The organism is Paenibacillus ihuae (assembly GCF_001368795.1).
GTDB classification, from domain to species: domain Bacteria; phylum Bacillota; class Bacilli; order Paenibacillales; family Paenibacillaceae; genus Paenibacillus_AQ; species Paenibacillus_AQ ihuae.
This window is the reverse complement of record NZ_LN831198.1, coordinates 1,550,575-1,568,989: the sequence shown is the minus strand read 5'-3', so window position 1 is coordinate 1,568,989 and position 18,415 is coordinate 1,550,575. Positions and strand designations below refer to the sequence as shown.

Sequence of the window (18,415 nt, the reverse complement as noted above, 5' to 3'; positions counted from 1 at the left end):
AAGGTAATCTTCGCCGAGCTTAAATCCTGGATACCCGCTACATAGCCCTCTGCAGGACCCGAAGCGTTACCCTGATTCACTTCATAGGCCACATAAGCACCATCCCGGCTGATGAAGGGATACCTGCTGTTTCCGGTATGCTCGTTCCCATCTTCCTGATAGGAGACTCTCCGGAAGCTGTCATCAGTGTGGTCAAAGACATAGATATCGTCTTTACCGTTCTCATCACCGGGTGCAAGATCCGACCGGTAAGTTGTGAACGCCACATAACGGCCGTCACCGCTGAGGGACGGCGATCTTCCTTGAGTCACCCGCTCGACCGTTCCATCTGCCAGGCTGTACAGATAGATACATTCTGTGCCGACATAATCCTCCTGGGAGGTTAATTTAGCCTTGGAGACAAATGCGATAGCATTTCCATCTCCGCTAATGGATGGGGCCCAGCTGTCAGTGTTCAGGCCTTCCTCCTGCGGTATACTCACCCGCTTCAGCTTATTCCCGTCGCTGCCCATTCGGTCAAAGAGGTACACGTCCCTCTCCTCATCCGTATCCTGCGGGATCAGCTTGGCATCGGAATCAAAAGCCACGTACCGTCCATCCGAACTTATGGAGACATATTCCCCATCGTCGTATCTGATATCGTTGGGACCGCTAACCTCGTTCACGGTTTCCAGCTGGCCCGTCTGTCTGTCATACAGGTACACCTTGGTGATTCCGCTGACCACGTCTTCCCCATAGCTGTACACGATATACCGGGCATCAGGCGTCATATCGAAATAAATCACGCTTCCCGTGCTGTCCGGTGTCCGGACAAGCTGGAATTCAGCCGTACTCCGGTCCTGGATATAAACGACCTTTCGTCCAGAGCCTTTCTCATCATCCAGTGCATATGTCGTGAATGCCATGTACCTCTCATCTGAGCTTAGCTTGGTAAGCGGCATGTCAAATGTAGGATACATAAAGGACATAAACCCGCGGTTCAGTCTGCTGAGCAAATTCCATGACACAGGAGTACCTGCCTTAACCGATGGCAGCAAGTCCTTGATCCCGTCAGCATCATATACGGTTTCAGTAACAGAAGGTGGTGAAGCCGGCAGGCTGTCAGCCGTACTAGATGCAGCCGCTGCGCCAGGCATTGCTGCTGTGATCAGCATACTGAATGCCAGCAGAGCAGCGAGCTTCTCCTTTATAGCTCTAGTGAATCTGATTTGCATTGCACTCTACCCTCCAATCTCATACTTCTCTTATTGTTGAATGGCGTCAGTAATGACGATTTCCCCTTCATCAAAGAACACTTTCATTTTCATATTCTCACTGACAAAGCGAACAGGAAGCAGTGTAACATTCTTGCGGATGATAGCCGGAGAATCCAGCTGAGTAGCAACTCCGTTTACATATGCTTCTTTCTGATCAATAATCAGCTCAATCTTGGTCGATTCCTTCGTCAGTGTGACCCGTCTTTCCTTAGGATTCCAGTCCACCTTTGCTCCTAGTGCTTCCGCAATGAAGCGGATAGGGACCATGGTACGGCCTTCCTGCTTGAATGGAGCTACCTCCAGGGTGTAGTCCTTCTCGTCCACGCTGGCCTTCACTGAATTCAGCTTCAGTCCAATTGTTTTGAACCCGAGCGGAGCATCGTTAACATAATTGGACGCAGGATCACCGAACTTCACCGGTTTAGTCATCACGGTACCGAAGCTGGTCTCTACTTCTACCACATAGTACTCGCCGTTTTTGATAGACCCGTTATTGCCGGCATACAGGTCGAAATCCACACTCCCTCTAAAGGCTCCTACAGGGGCTTTGACATCGTCCTTGAAGCCTGGAGTCACTACTGTTTTTCCTTGGGCGATTCCGAGCAGCCAGCCCGTTCCGGCTCTGTTAGTCCGCCAAATCCCTGCTGCAGGATTACCTTCTTTGTCCGAACCGCGGAGGATGACTGACAGCACATCGGTTTTCTGCGCGAAATTAAGCTTTAACTTAAAATGAGCGTCGAGGTTGCCATCTGGACCAAACTCAGCGATACCCGTCTGATCAGAAGTAAGGTCCTTCCAGCTGAATTCCCGGATCGCAACCGGTGCGTATGAGGTAACATTCTCGGCATATGGAGTGATGGGGGTTTTTACTGTACCCTTGCTTGTGACAATTTCCAGATAATAATATTCTCCAGCCTTCATTCCGTTGTTATCCGAAGCAAAGAGCTCAAACTGTGCCACACCTTTGAAGGTTCCCAGTGTCGTACTGAATGTGGAATTGATCGTTTTCCCATCCTGGACAACCACAAGTAAATAACTTGTATCGGTTCCTGCTTCCTTCCACGTTTTCCAGATGCCGTGATTCACGTCATTCCCTTGTGCATCTGCTGTTTTCATCGTGATCGATTTAATCTCTGTGCCTTCTCCGGCATCGATCAGCAGGCTCAGGTGACCGTCACGGATACCATCCGGCGTGGCTGCCGAATCCGGTGAAATGCGGTCATATTCCTTGTCAAGAAATTGAAAATTTTTGACCTGAACACCTGTTGAAGCAGCCGTTTCCGCCGCAATTACACCCCCTCCGGCGGCAAACGACATCAGTAATGCAGAAGATACACATACAGATAAGATTTTTTTACTGAACATGATATTAGCTCCTTTAAATTTAGTTTTATAGTGTTGTTGCCTTGATCCTAAGTGAATTTGCTCAACCTCATTCTGCCGAAAGCACGATATGGGCTACCGTCAGTTTCGGGATACTCAGTGTGAAGGTGTTGCCGTCGATGTGGGATACCCCTGCTCTTTCGGTAATCTGCGGGCTGTTCTCGTCGAACGCCCACACTTTCGCCGATTTGTAAGGCACTGCTCCCCCGATTGTAAATGAGGCATTCATTTCATAATCAAAGTTTTTGTTCATCACAATCATGTGCAGCTTATTGTCACTGTCCTTGAAGACGGAGCTGTAAATGGAGCTGTTCTCAATGTCATTTGTGTCAGCCCCCACACTTGTATCCCCAAACTTCGAGTTATTGTCGTCATAATTGTTATAAATTTTGAATCCTGAGGACAGGTAAGGGATCTGGGACAGCCTGTTTGTACCCGCCATATTCCAGTAGTTCGCCATATATAAGCCCTGCTTGCCGAAAATCCCCAGCACATCTGCCTGTGCGATTCCTCCGGATACATGATGACCGCCGCCGAAGTCGTACTCGGTGATCGCCATCTTGGTTCCCGGATTATAGGTGTTAATCGAATTTCTCATCGACGGAATCATCGGAAGAAACTCACTGAACCAATCCCCAATCCATGTATCTTCCAGATAACTCGGATCCCACAACGACCTCGGTGCCTGAACACGTACCTTATGCGTCTCCAAGGAGTGTTTTTCCAGCGCGGTGCTCGTAATCCGGGTCCCGCCCCCCATTTCCTCGGAATACCAGTGAATATCCAGCACATCCAGCAGCCGTTTGTTTTCTTTTCTCGATTCTCTGGCCATATTGTCCAGATAATAATCCAGATACCATCTGTAGTTACTTTTGATCTGATTCCATTCCGGCTTGTTATCCACCATATAAGCATCACTGAAGCCGTATGAAACCGGACCGAACATTTCTGCACCTGGATCTACATTTTTAACTGCTTTGGCGAGCTCAACGGATTTGTTCAGCACCTCGGCGCCTTTAGTCATTTCAGGATGCATATATTCATGCGTGTGATTCCACAGTCCCGGTTCATTATCCATGGAATAGCCTTTGATACCGGTGGCAGAAGACGCCGGACCAAACTTATGGACCAGAAGATTGACCAGTTCATCGTTATACACCACATTGTCATTCAAATCCGGGGTAAGACTGAATGGTGCCCCTTTGGCTGCCTTCACATCTACCCATCGGCTGGAAGGAGCAGTCTCCGCTTGGGTCACTCTGGAACCCTTGTCTTTGGCAGCGTATCCCGCCATTGGCAGTGTCCACAGTGTATAAGCATCTTTCTCCAGTGATTTCTGATGAAAGCCTATCGCTGCACTCCCGGGTATTTCCCACTTCGCGCTGTCTGAGACCGGAATTCCGCCGTAATACCACGGAACAAAGGAGTCGCTGACAAACCCTCCGTCACTGCCTGAATTCGATGCATTATTTTCCCAATTGTAGGTCGAGAACCGGTTGCCGCCGGCTCTGCGTGCGGTCAGATTCTCAGTACCTGTCAAATCCTCGTTCGAACCGTATATATAAGGGCTGATAGGCGATCTTTCCGCGGCTGGATCAATGTGAAACTGGACTTCAAAAGGCCCTGCAGAGCTACGGAGCGTATTGACCTTGATCTTGTCACTCCAGGGTCCCAGTGTGCTGCCGTCCTTGGCTCTGACCCGGTAAGTGTGGAGCGTTGCCGATGTTAATCCGCTGTGTGTGTAGAACAGGTTACTCCCTACTGGTGTGACTACACCGTCAACCTCGATGTCATAACCGGTGACCCGCTCCTGCATGGCTTTCCAGGTGATTGCAATCGACGTTTGAGTCTTCTCTGCCCGGATACCTGTAGGCTGCGGAAGCTGCTGTTCCCCGGTTGTCTTGACTGTGAAGAGCGAGCTCCACAAGCTGACTGCGTCTCCTTTAAGGGCCCTGATTTTGAAGGCATGCTGTGTACCCGGCTTCAAAAAATCATAGATAAACTTATTGCCGAGTACAGTCGTAATCACTCCATCCGCATAGACTTCATAGCCAGTTGCTCCCGGAACATCGTCCCAGGTTAGGATAACCGATGTATCTGAAGCTTCCGATTTCAGCGGGTCCGGGAAAGGCGGAATGTCCAGAAGCTCCGGTTCGGTTCCCCATACCCGCACACCCTCCTGATAGACTACCGTTTTGAGACTTTCTGCTTCCGCAGAAGTGTTCAGGAACGAATAATCATTTCCCTGATCGAACATCGACCAGTCGCTCTTATTCATCCAGCCGCTGAATACAAGCTCTTCCGTGGGCTTTATCACACCTGCCTGCTCTGTGAATCCAATCTCCAGATAATGAGTGGCCTGGGCTGCAGGTACCGGCATTTTGACAAACCGGGTGATAACGTCGGCGGTTGCGAGCGTTCTCCATTTCACCAGGCTGTAGAATCCAATGTCGAAGGATTTTTCTTCGTCATTCTTGAAGTCAGCAGTGTAGTAGTAGCGGATTTTTAAATCCCTTAGACTGACCTCTGTTTTGCCGTTATTCATGACTTTGAACTTTGGTGTCATCGAGGATGAGCTAAGTTTTTTTCCTGTTGTGGTGAGGACTTTGAAAGACTGAGTCTCGCTTTCAGCCGGAGGAACCTTCACGCTGACTGCCGAACTCCACGGCCCGGCAACGGAGCCGTATTTTGCCCTAACCCTGTAGGTATGACTCGTATCTGCCTTTAATCCGGTATGGATACAAGAAGTGCCGGTCACTTCCAGAATTCCAGCCCCGTCTACTTCCACCTCGTAGCTGGTTGCCTGGGCTACCTGTCCCCAGGTGACTGTGATTGTATATGCAGCCAATACCGCCTTTACATTAGCCGGAGCAGGGGGTAACGGATCATTCGCTGAGCTCAGCGAAAACTGTGCTGCTGCTGAATTAACCGTGTAGGTCTTTGAGCGGTCCGGATTGTATACGGCCACCACTACATGGTAGGTTCCCGGTAACGCATCCTCTGGAGCTTTCCATTTCACCGGGAACGCTACCGGCAGACTGGCCGGAAAGGTCTTATTGAACACCTGTTCATGAACAAGGGTCCCGCTGGAATGGAGCACCTTTACTTCGACAAGCGCATCCGTATACACATTTGCAGTCACGGAGGCTTCAACGCTCACTTGCTCACCTGTTTTGATGCTGCCTGGCGCAGCCGTTGCTGCTGCCGTAAAGCTGATCTGCGGCATTCCCTGAGTAACCGTAATCTTCGCTGCACCCGGGAACCATTTGCTGTCTCCTCCTTTCCAGCCGGCTCCAAATATCCCGAAGCTGATCAGATACTCTCCTGCCGGCAGATTTGCCGGTAAATTCCAGACCAGCGGAACGTTCTTCTCCACACCGGCTTCCAGCCGGATATTGTCTACGAACACCTTGCCGACATTCTTCAGTCCTGAATCAAAAAACTCAACATCCACCAGCACATCGGTTTGTTCCGATGCTGTTACACTTACGTTCACAGTTGCTTTAGACCCCGCTTCTATAGTGGAAGATGCTGCAGTTGCCGAGGCTTTGAAGCTTACCGCAGCCATGGCATTTCCCGTTGATGCCTCAAAGAATGACAGGCAATTCGACAACAGGAGAAAAACCATACATATAACAAATACGTTTTTGTTGCTATACGGTAAAAATGTTCTCATCCAGCCTTCTCATCTCCAATTATCCTCATCGTTATAATATGAAATCGGCATATAACAAAGGCGCGCACAGCCACTTTAACCTAACTGCACTTCAAGCACCTTTATTAGTATCCACTTGCGTATCTATACTTCCAGATACCTTTTGAGCAAATCTGTCAGCTCCATATCATCGGCGGCCAGCCACTGCTTATCTTCAGCGTAAAGCGTCTTTTGCACTTTGATAATCCCGCTCCGTTTGGCCAGACGGTTCATCTGATTCTGCATGAACTTGGAATTGCAGAGGACGATGACTTGTTCGCAATAAGGAAGGAACCACCGCTGAAGCTCCTCCCATATTTCAGTGACCTCGTGCAGAAAAGCAATGGGCTGCCCCTTGGTCATCATTTTGCTGTTATCGATCAGCAGCTTGACTTGACCGGGAGTAAGCTGACGGCAGGCCGCTTTTAAATCCAGACAAATTCGTTTGACTTCCTCCGGATGCAGGGCTCCTGTCACCTTCCAGGCCAGCAGATTGTCCTCGATCAGCAGGCTGTAGCTGAACCGGTCTTCGAGCGGTCTTGCTATCTCCTGTTTGAAAAAAGCAGAATGCACGGAAAACCGTTCATCGTCAAAAAAGTAACTTATATCCACATCCAGCGTATTGCATAGAATTTCAATATTCTTAAGCGATACATTACGTTCCCCGCGCTCCACGCCGCCTATATAAGTCCGGTCCAGCCCAGACCTGGAAGCCAGCATATCCTGTGACATGCTCGAGCGCAGCCTTAGCTCTTTCAGCCGGATCCCAAAATCTTGTAATATGTTCATCTGCCAGCACCCTTTGACTCTCTTATTTATATTTACATGTTAATCCAGATGCGGCATAGAGTCGACGGACTATAAGTATCATTGATATAAATTTCAAATTTAGCAGAACCGCTTACCGGTTGTTAACAATGACCTGAATGCCATGCTTGGGGCGCAGCGTCATCAGGGCCTCCATTTCAATCGGAGGATGCGCAGGAGCCAGCCTCAGCCGGTAACGCTGGCCGATCATACACAGGGCAATCACCATTTCCATCATCGCAAAATGATTTCCGATACATCCGCGCGGCCCTCCCCCGAACGGAATATAGGCAAACTGTGGAATCTTTTTCAGGAAATCATTCTCGAACCGCTCTGGAATAAAGGATAACGGGTCAGGAAAATACTCGGGATTCTGGTGCATGGCATAGGGGCTGAACAGTATGGATTGTCCTTTCTTCACCGTAATGTGGCCAATCTCCACATCCGCTGTGGCCGAACGTCCTGTAAAAAAGGATGGTGAACGCAGCCGCATGGCCTCTCTAAGCACATTCTGGGTATAGGTCAGCTGCATATAAGTAGCGTCTGTGGGATCATTCCCGCCTAGCACCCGGTCCCACTCCTCGTACAACTTGTCTTCTACCTCCTTGTGCTGCAGGATATAGGAGAATGTCCAGGACAGTACATTGGCCGAAGTCTCATGGCCTGCAATGAACATGATCATCAGCTCATCGCGCAGCTCCTGGTCCGTCATGCCGGCTCCGTTTTCATCCTTCGCAGACATTAATACGGAGAGCAGATCCCCTGCGCCTTGCTCAGGATTTTCTCTACGCTGCTGAAGAATGGTGAACACGGCCTGGTCCAATTCATGCAATGCTTTTTTGTAAGCCCGGTTATTGGCCGTTGAGATGAACAGGGGCACCGGAAACAAGGAACGCATACGTTCCGAACACATCCGGTTAATCAGCTCATACGGAACCCGGATGGAATCGGTATATCCGCCCCCTTCGAGGCTGAACAATGTTTTGGCAATCACCGCAAATGTAATGTTCGAGACATCCTCTGTCAGAATCCGCCGTTCTCCCGGCATCCAGCTGTCCAGCTCTTTTCGAACCGTCAGCACCATTTGCTCTGCATAGGTCTGAATATGGCCTCTCGTAAAATGCGGCTGAATCAGCTTTCGGACCCGTTTGTGCTTGGCTCCTGTACTGGTAGCAACACCGTCCCCGACAAACAGCCGTGCTTCTTTAAACGCTTTAAGTTTAATAAAATGCTCATGCTTCGTCAGCAGAACCTCCTTAAGAAGGTTCGGATCATAGATAACATACATTTTCTGGGGACCAAACCGTATTTGCGCTACACCTCCGTAGTCCTTTTGCAGCTCCGTTAGAAATCCCGTAGGATCCTGCCGGTATTCCATTAAATTCCCGCTCAGCCAGGAGCCCTTGGGTCCCTGTGGCGCATACATTTTTTCTGCCGCAGCTTTCATGTTGTGATCTCTCCGTTTCATCTCTCTATTCCGGCGTAAAGGGCGCCGTTTACAATCCATAGCTTATAGCGTTGACTCAGGATTGAGGAGGATGAACTTTTTTCACCCCCCTGCTTATGTCCAAGGGTGAAAAAAAATCACCCTATCAGCCAGGGTGATTGTTTTGTATACTATTGCTAACCTGTAGGCAGAGTGATGGAGGGAATTTAATGGAGCGTATACGCGTCATGTTAGTAGAGGATGATCCGTTCTGGAAGCAGAACATAAGCAGTGATTTGGCTGAGGAGCCGGATATAGAGGTTGTGGCTGTCGCCAGCACTAAAGAAGAGGCAGTTCAAGCGGCGTTTCGGCATCCGCTGGATATCATTTTGATGGACATTAACTTAACCGGCAACAATCTGGATGGCCTGGAAGCGATGAAGGAGATCCTGTCAAATCTGCATGAGCAAGGCATCAAAGTCATCATGCTGACCTCGCTGACCGAAAAAGAGATTATCATGAAATCCTTCCAGTTCGGGGCCCTCAATTACATTACCAAGCTTAGTTATAAAGATATTGTCCGTGCAATTAGGGAAGCGCATGATGACCGGTCCACCATTCATGCAGACGCCGCCCGCGTCATGCGCAGTGAAATTCAGCTGATGGAGCTGTCGCCCATGGAGCGTGAGGTCTTCGAGCTGAGAAAGGAAGGGCTGAGCAAACAGCAAATCTCCGATAAGCTGCATAAATCAACAAACACGATCAAATCCCAGCTGAAGAGCATCAAGAACAAGCTTACTTATTTTAAAAGCGATTGATGGATCGGATCACAGGCGTGGAAGGGGTGTAAATATTAAGCTCAGAAGGCACAACAAAACGCTGAATTGGAAAATGCAGCATGACCGTTGTTCCTCTCTCTGATTCTGCACTTGCAATGGTGAGCTTACCTCCATGCTTCCTCATGACCGACATACAATAGGATAATCCGAGACCGTGATTATAGGGGTTTTTCTTCGTAGTATAGAAAGGTTCAAAGATCTTGCCCAGCTGATCCTTTGGAATGCCGCATCCGGTATCCGCCACTTCTATGATGAAATACCGCTTGGCTCTCACTGTCCGCAGTGTAAGCGTGCCGCCCTCAGTATCCATGGCATCCACTGCATTCTGAACCAGGTTCGACAACGTCTCCTTGAGATGCATCGTATCACAGATTAATTCCCCGTCTTCTTCCTGCGTGACTGCTACCCGGATTGAACGGCTCTCCAGAAGCGGCTGCATAGGCTGCAGAACCGCGCTAATGATCTCTTTGATACCTACCTGAGTTTCACTGAGTACAATATCGTCGGCTTTGTCCTTGATTCTCCCGACCATATCCAGCAGATGAGCCGTAACCGAATGAATTTGCTCCATGGACTGAAGGGATTTGTCGGACTGGCCCGAATGAATATAGCCCGTGGTCTTCTCGGTTAAGTAATTGATTTTTTGAATTTCGTTCTTGATGGAATGATTCAGGATCGAGACTCCCATCGTAAGCGCACGCATCGATACATCCATCTTTTCCCGTTCAATTCTGAGCTTGATGCCCATGAAGCCGTTCTTCACCAGATAAAAGATAATAACCGCCACAAGGCCCAATACCACAATAACATTGTATTTCCACGCCCCGTTGCTCTCCAGTTCAAAGCTCCACTCCCTCATGGTCAAGGAACGAAACCCTAAGAAATCGGTTACGAATGCAAATAGAGTGCCGAGCGTAAATATAACCCCTACTCTTTTCTTATTCTTCTTCGTATAGAATTCTTTCTCCCGTTTGAATGCAATCCCGTAGAGGACAAAGCTTAACAGGAAATATAAACCTGCCCATATCCGAAAATGACTGATTTCGAAGCTGGCCCATGGCTCATTCCGATAATGATGGCCCCATACAAGAACAGCCGGTATGAATAACAGGACGGAGATCAGAGCCCTTCTCTTAGTTGAGCGTACCGCACCCAGCCATAACGCCCCCATGCAGGCTGTAAAAGGAAATAGATAGAAGTATACCGTCATAGCCGCCACACTAAGCTCATAGAGAAAAAAACTTAATACAGGCGATAGCCATCCGCGGGGTACAATGAATGGAATAATCGTAAGATGTATGGAGAACGCAAAACTGGCCATCCCTCCAGTCAACAGCGTCAGGCTAATCCAGAGGTTGGCTTTACGATTAAATACAAGTAGCACCACACCCATTGTCCACATCGACAGAAACATAAGTATGTAAAATAAATTCAAGGCCAACCCTCCGCCATCTCAGCTTCATATTCCCTTGTATAAAAGTGACTCCATATTACCACATCTCTTAAAATTGGTATATTTTATGTTTTATGTTCCCTTCTATTTTGCCAAAAGCAGAAACTTTTTACCAGACAGATTTCTATAATAATGAAATAAGCATAAAAAAGCCCGTTCTCCTTCCCATTAGAAGAACGGGCTTTGCTTATAAGCTGTTGTTTCTGGCGGAAATGTCCAGACCGAACCGGGAAGCTGCTGCCTTCATTTTCAGTTGCAGGCGGTTTCTAAGCCCGGTCAGCCAATCCGGTTCATGCTCCCATCGCTCTGCCGTGGACCTTAAGACACGCGCATAGCCGTACATATTGGCGAAGCGTCGGCAAGCCTCCGGTGAAGGCCCTTCTTCCGGCAGAGTATAACTGCTCCGGTATCCTTCCATGAAACACTGGCGCTTCGCCTCTTGCTCCTCCGCAGCAATATCCTCAAGCAGACTGTCCAGTGACTGCTCTATGTCCACCGCATACCAGTGGTACATGCTGTCATCGAAGTCGATGGCGCTGATGGTATCCCCGGCCTCATGATAGAACACATTGTCGAGTTCAAAATCATAATGAATCAGCCCGTAATTGCCGGTTGTGACAGGCATGTCAGCGAAATAGTCAGCAAGCAGACTCAGCTCTGCGACAGCTGCTGTTTCCTCCGGAAACTCCCCAAGTACCGCCCCGATCCATTCCAGCACATCCTTATGCGACCATCTGCGGGGTCCCGCAGGAGTATATCTGCTGGACAATTCATGGAGCCGGCCCAAGGCCTCGCCGTATTTATACACAATATGATCGCTCAGACAGATGCTGGACAGCTGTTTCCCTGCTACCCTTTTGAACACGGAAGCATAATATGCCCCCCATGGGGTCTGCGCCTCTACCAGATCAGTTCCTCCAGCCGAGAGTACACTTTCCAGCACCCCATAGCCGCAGTTCTTAAGGTAAGCAACGAACTCAAGCTCTGCGAGCAGATTGCTCTTCAGCTTCTCGGATTGCGGAGCGAACCGCAGCATCTGCGTTTTGCCATCCGCTTGAAACGGATAAATCGCATTGGAGGAAATCCGGTAATACTGAAACATCTCCAGCGACTGCGGATCAAACGGCCAGTTCCCCAGAAGCATTTCGGCAAGGCTCTCATTCGTGAACAAATACTTGATTTTTAGCACTCTTTACAACAGCTCCTCTTATAAATATCTTACATAAGAGTACAGTGCAGAGCAGCCAAGAGAAATGGAAAGAACTTCTATAATAGTTTTATATGTCTTTTCGCAAGCAAAAAAGGCGTCCCGCAAGCCATCACAATGGCTTACAGAACACCTGGTTATAAAAGGATTAAGACAAACGGCCGCTGAAATCGCTATATTCAAACTCACGGATGACCTTGAGGCCTTCTTCATCGTTGTATGAAGCAATAGCCGGCAGGTTCACGCCGTTGAACATATGGTTCTTCACCATGGAATAATGCGCCATGTCGAGGAAGACCAGCTTGTCACCGTATTTGAGCGGTTCCGGGAAGGAATAATCCCCGATAATATCTCCCGCCAGACAGGTCATGCCGCCGAGTCTATACGTATACGGATATTCCCCCGGCTCTCCTGAGCCGATAATGCCAGGACGGTACGGCATCGCGAGCACATCCGGCATATGGCATTCCGCCGAGGTGTCAAGAATGGCAATGTCCATGCCGTTATGCATCGTATCCAGTACAGTAGCCACCAGGTACCCGGTATTCAGCGCAACCGCTTCGCCCGGTTCCAGATAGATCTGGACATTATAGGTTTCTTTCATATGGAGAATGCACTTGATTAGTGTCTCAAGGTCATAGTCGGGACGGGTAATATGATGTCCGCCGCCGAAGTTGAGCCATTTCATGCCGTGCAGATACTGGCCGAATTTCTCTTCCACAACCTTAAGTGTGCGCTCCAGTGTATCCGAGTTCTGCTCGCACATCGTATGGAAATGCAGTCCATCAATGCCTTCAAGCTCTTCCGGCCGGAAATTCGGCAGCGTCACGCCCATGCGGGAATAGTTATAGCAGGGATCATACAGCGGCACTTCGATCTCGGAATATTCCGGGTTCACACGGATACCGCAGCTGATGGTTTTGGGAGCGGATTGTACCCGATCCTTGAACCGGTTCCACTGGTCAAACGAGTTGAACACCATGTGATCGGTGTAGCGCAGCAGCTCGTCGAATTCACGGTCCATATAAGCCGGTGCGTAGACATGCACTTCCTTGCCCATTTCCTCAAAGCCCAGCCGGGCTTCGAACAGGGAGCTGGAAGTAACACCATGCAGGTACTTGCCGACCAGTGGGTACAGAGCGTGCATGGAGAACCCTTTTTGCGCCAGGAGAATCTTCGCTCCGGTACGCTCCTGCACGTAATTCAGGGTCTCCAGGTTCTTCTTAAGCAGCCGCTCATCGACAAGATAGGCAGGTGACGGCAGCGCGCTGATGTCGATATTAATTTCTTTCATTGCCTTACGCCCTAGTCCAGCAGCGTCGGCGAGAAATCTTCTTGCCAAGGCAGCCCGTGTTGATTGAGTGCATCCATGAATGGGTCCGGATCGAATTCTTCGACGTTGTATACGCCCGGTTTCTTCCAGATGCCTTTGATAATCATCATAGCCCCGATCATTGCAGGAACGCCGGTAGTGTAAGAAATAGCTTGGGAGCCCACTTCTCTGTAGCATTCTTCATGATCGCAGACATTGTATACATAATACGTTTTTGGCTGGCCGTCTTTCGTACCCTGAATAATGCAGCCGATGTTGGTCTTGCCCTTGGTTCTTGGTCCCAGGGAAGCCGGGTCAGGCAGAATTGCCTTCAGGAACTGCAAAGGAATAATCTCTTTGCCTTCATAGACAATCGGCTCAATGGAAGTCATGCCGACATTCTCAAGCACCTTCAGGTGAGTCAGGTAGTTCTGCGAGAAGGTCATCCAGAAGCGGATTTTCTTCACACCCTTGATGTTGACAGCCAGGGATTCCAGCTCTTCATGATAGAGAAGGTAGATATCCTTAGGGCCGATCTCCGGGAGATCATAGACTTTTTTCTCGGACAGCGGCGGAGTTTCAATCCACTCCCCATTCTCGAAGTAACGTCCGTTCGCGGTAATTTCGCGGATATTGATTTCAGGATTGAAATTGGTAGCAAACGGGTAACCATGGTCGCCTGCGTTCGCATCCACAATATCAATCGTGTGAATTTCGTCAAAATAATGCTTCTGTGCATAAGCGGTGAACACACCGGTTACGCCCGGATCGAAGCCGCTGCCGAGCAGCGCAGTAATTCCGGCCTTTTCGAATCTTTCTTTGTAGGCCCACTGCCAGGAGTATTCAAATTTCGCAGTATCCTGCGGTTCGTAGTTAGCGGTATCCACATAGTGCACTCCCGTTGCCAGGCAGGCATCCATAATGGTCAGGTCCTGATATGGGAGAGCGACATTAATCACGACATCCGGCTGGAAGCTCTTGATCAGTTCAATGACCTCTTCCGTATTATCCGCATCGAGCTGAGCAGTAGAAATCTTCGTCTGGCCTCCGGCCAATTTATCTTTCAGAGCATCACATTTCGCGAGGGTTCTGCTCGCTATGCAGATCTCTTCAAATACATCCGGGTTCTGGCAGCACTTGTGCACAACAACACTAGCTACACCGCCAGCGCCAATAATTAATGCTTTTCCCAAAATTGATAACCTCCTAATATAAGAAATCCGTAGTTCAGATCTGACTTATAGCGTACAAGCCATTTCCAGTTGCAAAAATCAACAAGGCTGATTATACATAAAGCACAGTAATAAATCAATAAAAAACGACAAAAATTGATACGTAGTCTGTAAAATCTTCGGTTTTTCCTGTTAATACTCTTGAACGCATGTAAATACACTGTAATGCTGCGTTTTTCTAAGCTTTCTAGAAGAAACATTGCCAGATGGCCCGGCTACTTGAAACGTAAAACCCCATAAGAAGGACAACTAGACTATTGTATCACAGCAGCGCCTTTCTTCATACGTATTATTTGAAATCAATAAACAGGCTCACCTCCGGAAAACAGGCGCAATAAGTTATCTTACCCGTTTTCACCTGTCCGCTAACTGCTTATAGAGCCGCCGCAGCGGATATACTTAGGTGTAGTATGTGTAACAGGCTGAATCCAATACCTCGATCAACCACACTATAAAAGAAAGAAAAGAGCTTAAGGCAGCTGATAATCCAGCACCTTAAGCTCCTGTTCCTAATCATTCTACACAAGTACGCGTATCCGTGCTCCTGACGGATTCAACCGAACATCCATTTCAGCGCTGCCGGAAACTGCCGGCTGAAGAATGCCCTATCATGAGTACCCTCCGGACTGGTGTCAAACCTTAACAGCCGTTCATCGAAACCCTGATCCTGAAGGATAGTATGCGCCTGCCGGGTTAACGGGACCATTTGCCTCTGGATATTCGTCTTATACAGACCCTCCAGCTCTCCCACATACATATAGATCCGCTGGTCCCGCCGGTCCGCGGCCTGCTGCCGCATGTATTCCACAAGGCCCGGATACCAGAAGGAAGCAGAGATAAGACCGATTCTCCCGAAAATATCGGGATAGAGATATGAGGTGTATATGGAGATAATTCCGCCGAAGGAGCTGCCGCAAATGCCTGTGTGTTCAGAGCCTGGCAGCGTAAGGTAGCCGCTGTCAATGCAGGGCTTGATGCTGTGGACCAGCTCACTGAGATATTCCCCGCCGCCGCCTCCGAAGTCCCGCCAGCCGGACATCAGCGCCGGGGAAGGCCAAGGCGTATAATCATGGTTCCTGTCATGCGGACTGATGCCGACTAAGATCAGCTCGGGAAGCTCCTTTGTAATCATTAGATGCTCCAGGTAATTGAAGTTATCCTCCAGCATTTCTCCGTCGTCCTGAAGATAGACCACCGGGTACCGTCTGCAGATTTGCCCGTATGACATCGGCGTGTAGATTCCAAGTCTCCGTCCGTTAAATTCTTTTCGTCTATAGGTTCCTTCCATTTATCTTTCTCCCCTCCGCCTCCACAGGTCATGCTGTAGCCATCATCTTACCCGTGTCTTAAACAGCAGAAATATGAAATAAGGCACACCAATAATCGAAACAACAATCCCCACCGGCAGCTCCGCAGGTGCAAATACGGTTTTCCCGATAAAATCAGCAATGATGACCATCAGCAAGCCGATAACGCCGCATAAGGGAACGATATATCTGTAAGTATTGCCGATCATGCGTCTGGCGATATGCGGGGCAATCAGCCCGACAAAGCCGATGCTGCCTGACACAGATACGCATGCACTGACCAGCCCGACGCAGCACAGCAGCAGAATCTGTCTTTCTCTGCCGACTGCGACGCCAACTCCCTTCACACTTACTTCATGGAGCTGCATCAGATCGAGTACAGCTGCACGCCTCCAGATGACCGGCGTCAGGATTACCAGCCAGGGAAGAGTGGACAATACCTGCCGCCAGTTCGCATTGTACACACTGCCGGCCAGCCAGACGGTAGCCGCTTCGAAGTTTTGCGCGTCCATTTTCAGTGAGACGTACAGTGTGACTGCCCCGAAACCGGAGGCAAGCGCGATGCCCACAAGAATCAGCTGCTGCGGATGAAATTCACCATGCTGTCTTGCAAAGATAAACAGCATGACAACCGCTACCAGACCGCCGATGAATCCGAACATCGGCATTGACATCACCGACAACCAGGCCGGAGCCTTCATTGTGCCGGCAGTCAGGAACATGAACAGCACGACAAATGCTCCTGCTGCGGCATGAATCCCCAGAATCCCGGGGTCAGCCAGCGAATTGCGGGAGATGCCCTGCAGCACCGCCCCGGCAATGCCGAGTCCAAAGCCGACGAGTGCGCCAAGCACGATACGCGGCAGCCGGAAATCAAAAATGACAAGATCATAATCCTCCACCGGATGAATCCGCAGCAGCGTGCGGAGCACATCCTTTGGGGAAAGATCAAAGGTTCCGTTGGTCAGGCTGACATATATTCCGGCCAGCGATAACAGACAGAAGAGCAGAAACAGCTTCCAGAAGGTCCTCCGCTTCGGTTTAGGCGACAAGTAAAGCTTATTCATGATTGCCCGCCTCCTCTCGTCTTCACCAGATACAGGAATAAGGGAACCCCGAACAGTGCGGTGACCACCCCGACCGGCGTTTCAAACGGATAATTGATGAACCGGCTGATCAGATCGCATGCTGCCAGGAACAGTGCGCCCGTAAAGGCGGCGAACGGTATGATCTTGCGGTAATCCTGGCCGATCAGCAGACGGGTGATGTGCGGGATGATAAGCCCGACAAAGGCGATTTTTCCGGCGATGGCGACCGAGATCCCCGTCAGAATCACCACGCTCAGCATCGTAAGCCCTTTAACGGCAGTAACTTTTAGCCCCAGACCGGCCGCCGTTTCATCCCCCAGCGACAGCATGGTTACCGGGCGGGACATCAGCAGGCCAAGGGTCAGGCCCACAACTGCGAACGGAATGGTAAGCTTGATTAGTGCAGGGTCCATCATATGGAGCCTGGCGTTATACCAGAAGCTGATATTTTGCGAGATTTGAAAATAGGAAGCGAGCGCCTGCGAAACCCCTCCGAGAAAGGTGCCGATAATCGTTCCGAGAACGGCCATGGTCAGCGGCGTTGCCCCGCCGGGCAGCAGCTTGGCAGTCCCGAAAACCAGTACAGCCCCTAACAGGGAGCCGGCCAGAGAATAGACAATCATCGTCATGGACGAGGCTTCGGGCAGGAACACCATGCACAGTGTAATCGCGAATACCGAACCGTCACTGATCCCCATAATGGAGGGGGAGGCCAGGTAATTCCGGGTCATTCCCTGCATGAGTGCACCGGATACGGCAAAAAAAGCGCCAATCAGCAGGGCTCCCGCTACTCTTGGAATCCGTGAGGTAAGAATAATCTGGTGATCAATATTATCCGGGTCAAAATGTACGAGCGCACTCCAAATCGTTCCATAACCAATGGATTTAGAACCGTAGAGCACAGATAACACGCTGATGATTATGATTAGGACAAGCCCCAGCACCAGTAATGAGGTTGTCTTAAATGCGGCCGATAATTTCATTTCATGTCATCCCGTTCTTTTGATGGCTTCTATTTTGGACCTTCATCATTTGATAATGATTCTCATTTAAGATTATAGCGAAGCGGACAAAGAGGCTCCATGGACAAATTACGGAACATGGATGGACGATTGGCCGACTAACAGCTGTTTCGTCTGCCGGAGCATCCGCAGCTGGGCATAGGCAGAGTGCTCACGCCAAGGATCGGAAGATAGATAATGCACCCTGTGCCGCTGCACCGCCGCTATTTTCAACCATTCCGGATCATTCTGCAGCTTATTCCACTCTCCCAGCGTATCGCTCTCCCGGCGGATCAGCATGAGCAGATGATCTGCATGCAGGGCAGCTATTTCCTGCGGGGTCACCGGTACATTGTAAATTTCATCCCCGCTATCATACGCGGGCTGCAGTTCAAGCTCACCGTAGAGCA

Annotated in this window: 13 protein-coding genes and 1 pseudogene; 1 reads left to right on the top strand and 13 read right to left on the bottom strand. The window is 49.7% G+C overall.

Annotation, left to right across the window (positions count from 1 at the left end; translation table 11 throughout):
* The 5 genes from AQR02_RS33675 to AQR02_RS06890 all read right to left on the bottom strand — a co-directional run.
* Positions 1-1,214: TolB family protein (locus tag AQR02_RS33675; RefSeq protein WP_222861267.1), on the bottom strand; the 1,214-nt coding region annotated here is incomplete at its 3' end.
* 30 nt (positions 1,215-1,244) lie between these two features.
* Entirely contained in the window at positions 1,245-2,621 is a 1,377-nt protein-coding gene (locus AQR02_RS06905; RefSeq protein WP_054939951.1) for a copper amine oxidase N-terminal domain-containing protein, read from the bottom strand.
* 67 nt (positions 2,622-2,688) lie between these two features.
* Complete coding sequence (locus AQR02_RS06900; protein WP_082451694.1) at positions 2,689-6,315, bottom strand: glycoside hydrolase family 44 protein; 3,627 nt, start codon at positions 6,313-6,315, stop codon at positions 2,689-2,691.
* Between the two features lie 123 nt (positions 6,316-6,438).
* Complete coding sequence (locus AQR02_RS31090) at positions 6,439-7,122, bottom strand: helix-turn-helix domain-containing protein (protein ID WP_082451692.1); 684 nt, start codon at positions 7,120-7,122, stop codon at positions 6,439-6,441.
* Between the two features lie 112 nt (positions 7,123-7,234).
* Positions 7,235-8,587 carry a cytochrome P450 gene (locus tag AQR02_RS06890; protein WP_054939949.1) on the bottom strand — a complete coding sequence of 451 codons (1,353 nt, stop codon included), beginning with the start codon at positions 8,585-8,587 and terminating at the stop codon, positions 7,235-7,237.
* 209 nt (positions 8,588-8,796) lie between these two features.
* Here AQR02_RS06890 and AQR02_RS06885 point away from each other — a divergent pair, with 209 nt between their 5' ends.
* The gene (locus AQR02_RS06885; RefSeq protein ID WP_054939948.1) at positions 8,797-9,384 is read left to right on the top strand and encodes a response regulator transcription factor; all 588 of its coding nucleotides are present in this window, start codon (positions 8,797-8,799) and stop codon (positions 9,382-9,384) included.
* Here the strand turns inward: AQR02_RS06885 and AQR02_RS06880 are convergent.
* The 8 genes and pseudogenes from AQR02_RS06880 to AQR02_RS33670 form a co-directional block, all read right to left on the bottom strand.
* Complete coding sequence (locus AQR02_RS06880) at positions 9,371-10,840, bottom strand: sensor histidine kinase (RefSeq protein WP_054939947.1); 1,470 nt, start codon at positions 10,838-10,840, stop codon at positions 9,371-9,373. The two genes, AQR02_RS06885 and AQR02_RS06880, sit on opposite strands and share 14 nt — an antisense overlap.
* A 205-nt stretch (positions 10,841-11,045) precedes the next feature.
* Positions 11,046-12,047 (bottom strand): phosphotransferase enzyme family protein, encoded by a 1,002-nt coding sequence (locus tag AQR02_RS06875; protein ID WP_054939946.1) that lies wholly within the window; start codon positions 12,045-12,047, stop codon positions 11,046-11,048.
* Positions 12,048-12,213: 166 nt separating this feature from the next.
* Entirely contained in the window at positions 12,214-13,350 is a 1,137-nt protein-coding gene (nspC, locus tag AQR02_RS06870) for a carboxynorspermidine decarboxylase (RefSeq protein WP_187388806.1), read from the bottom strand.
* Between the two features lie 20 nt (positions 13,351-13,370).
* Positions 13,371-14,570, bottom strand: coding sequence for a saccharopine dehydrogenase family protein (locus AQR02_RS06865; RefSeq protein ID WP_054939945.1), 1,200 nt, complete (start codon positions 14,568-14,570; stop codon positions 13,371-13,373).
* A gap of 592 nt (positions 14,571-15,162) precedes the next feature.
* Positions 15,163-15,897, bottom strand: a complete 735-nt coding sequence (locus AQR02_RS06860; RefSeq protein WP_054939944.1) for an alpha/beta hydrolase — start codon at positions 15,895-15,897, stop codon at positions 15,163-15,165.
* Positions 15,898-15,939: 42 nt separating this feature from the next.
* A complete protein-coding gene (locus AQR02_RS06855; RefSeq protein WP_054939943.1) occupies positions 15,940-16,983 on the bottom strand; it encodes a FecCD family ABC transporter permease in 1,044 nt (347 codons plus the stop codon).
* Positions 16,980-17,987 carry a FecCD family ABC transporter permease gene (locus AQR02_RS06850; RefSeq protein WP_054939942.1) on the bottom strand — a complete coding sequence of 336 codons (1,008 nt, stop codon included), beginning with the start codon at positions 17,985-17,987 and terminating at the stop codon, positions 16,980-16,982. Before AQR02_RS06850 ends, AQR02_RS06855 begins: the two co-directional genes overlap by 4 nt.
* Before the next feature lie 108 nt (positions 17,988-18,095).
* A pseudogene (locus AQR02_RS33670) lies at positions 18,096-18,415 on the bottom strand (AraC family transcriptional regulator); the annotation flags it as partial.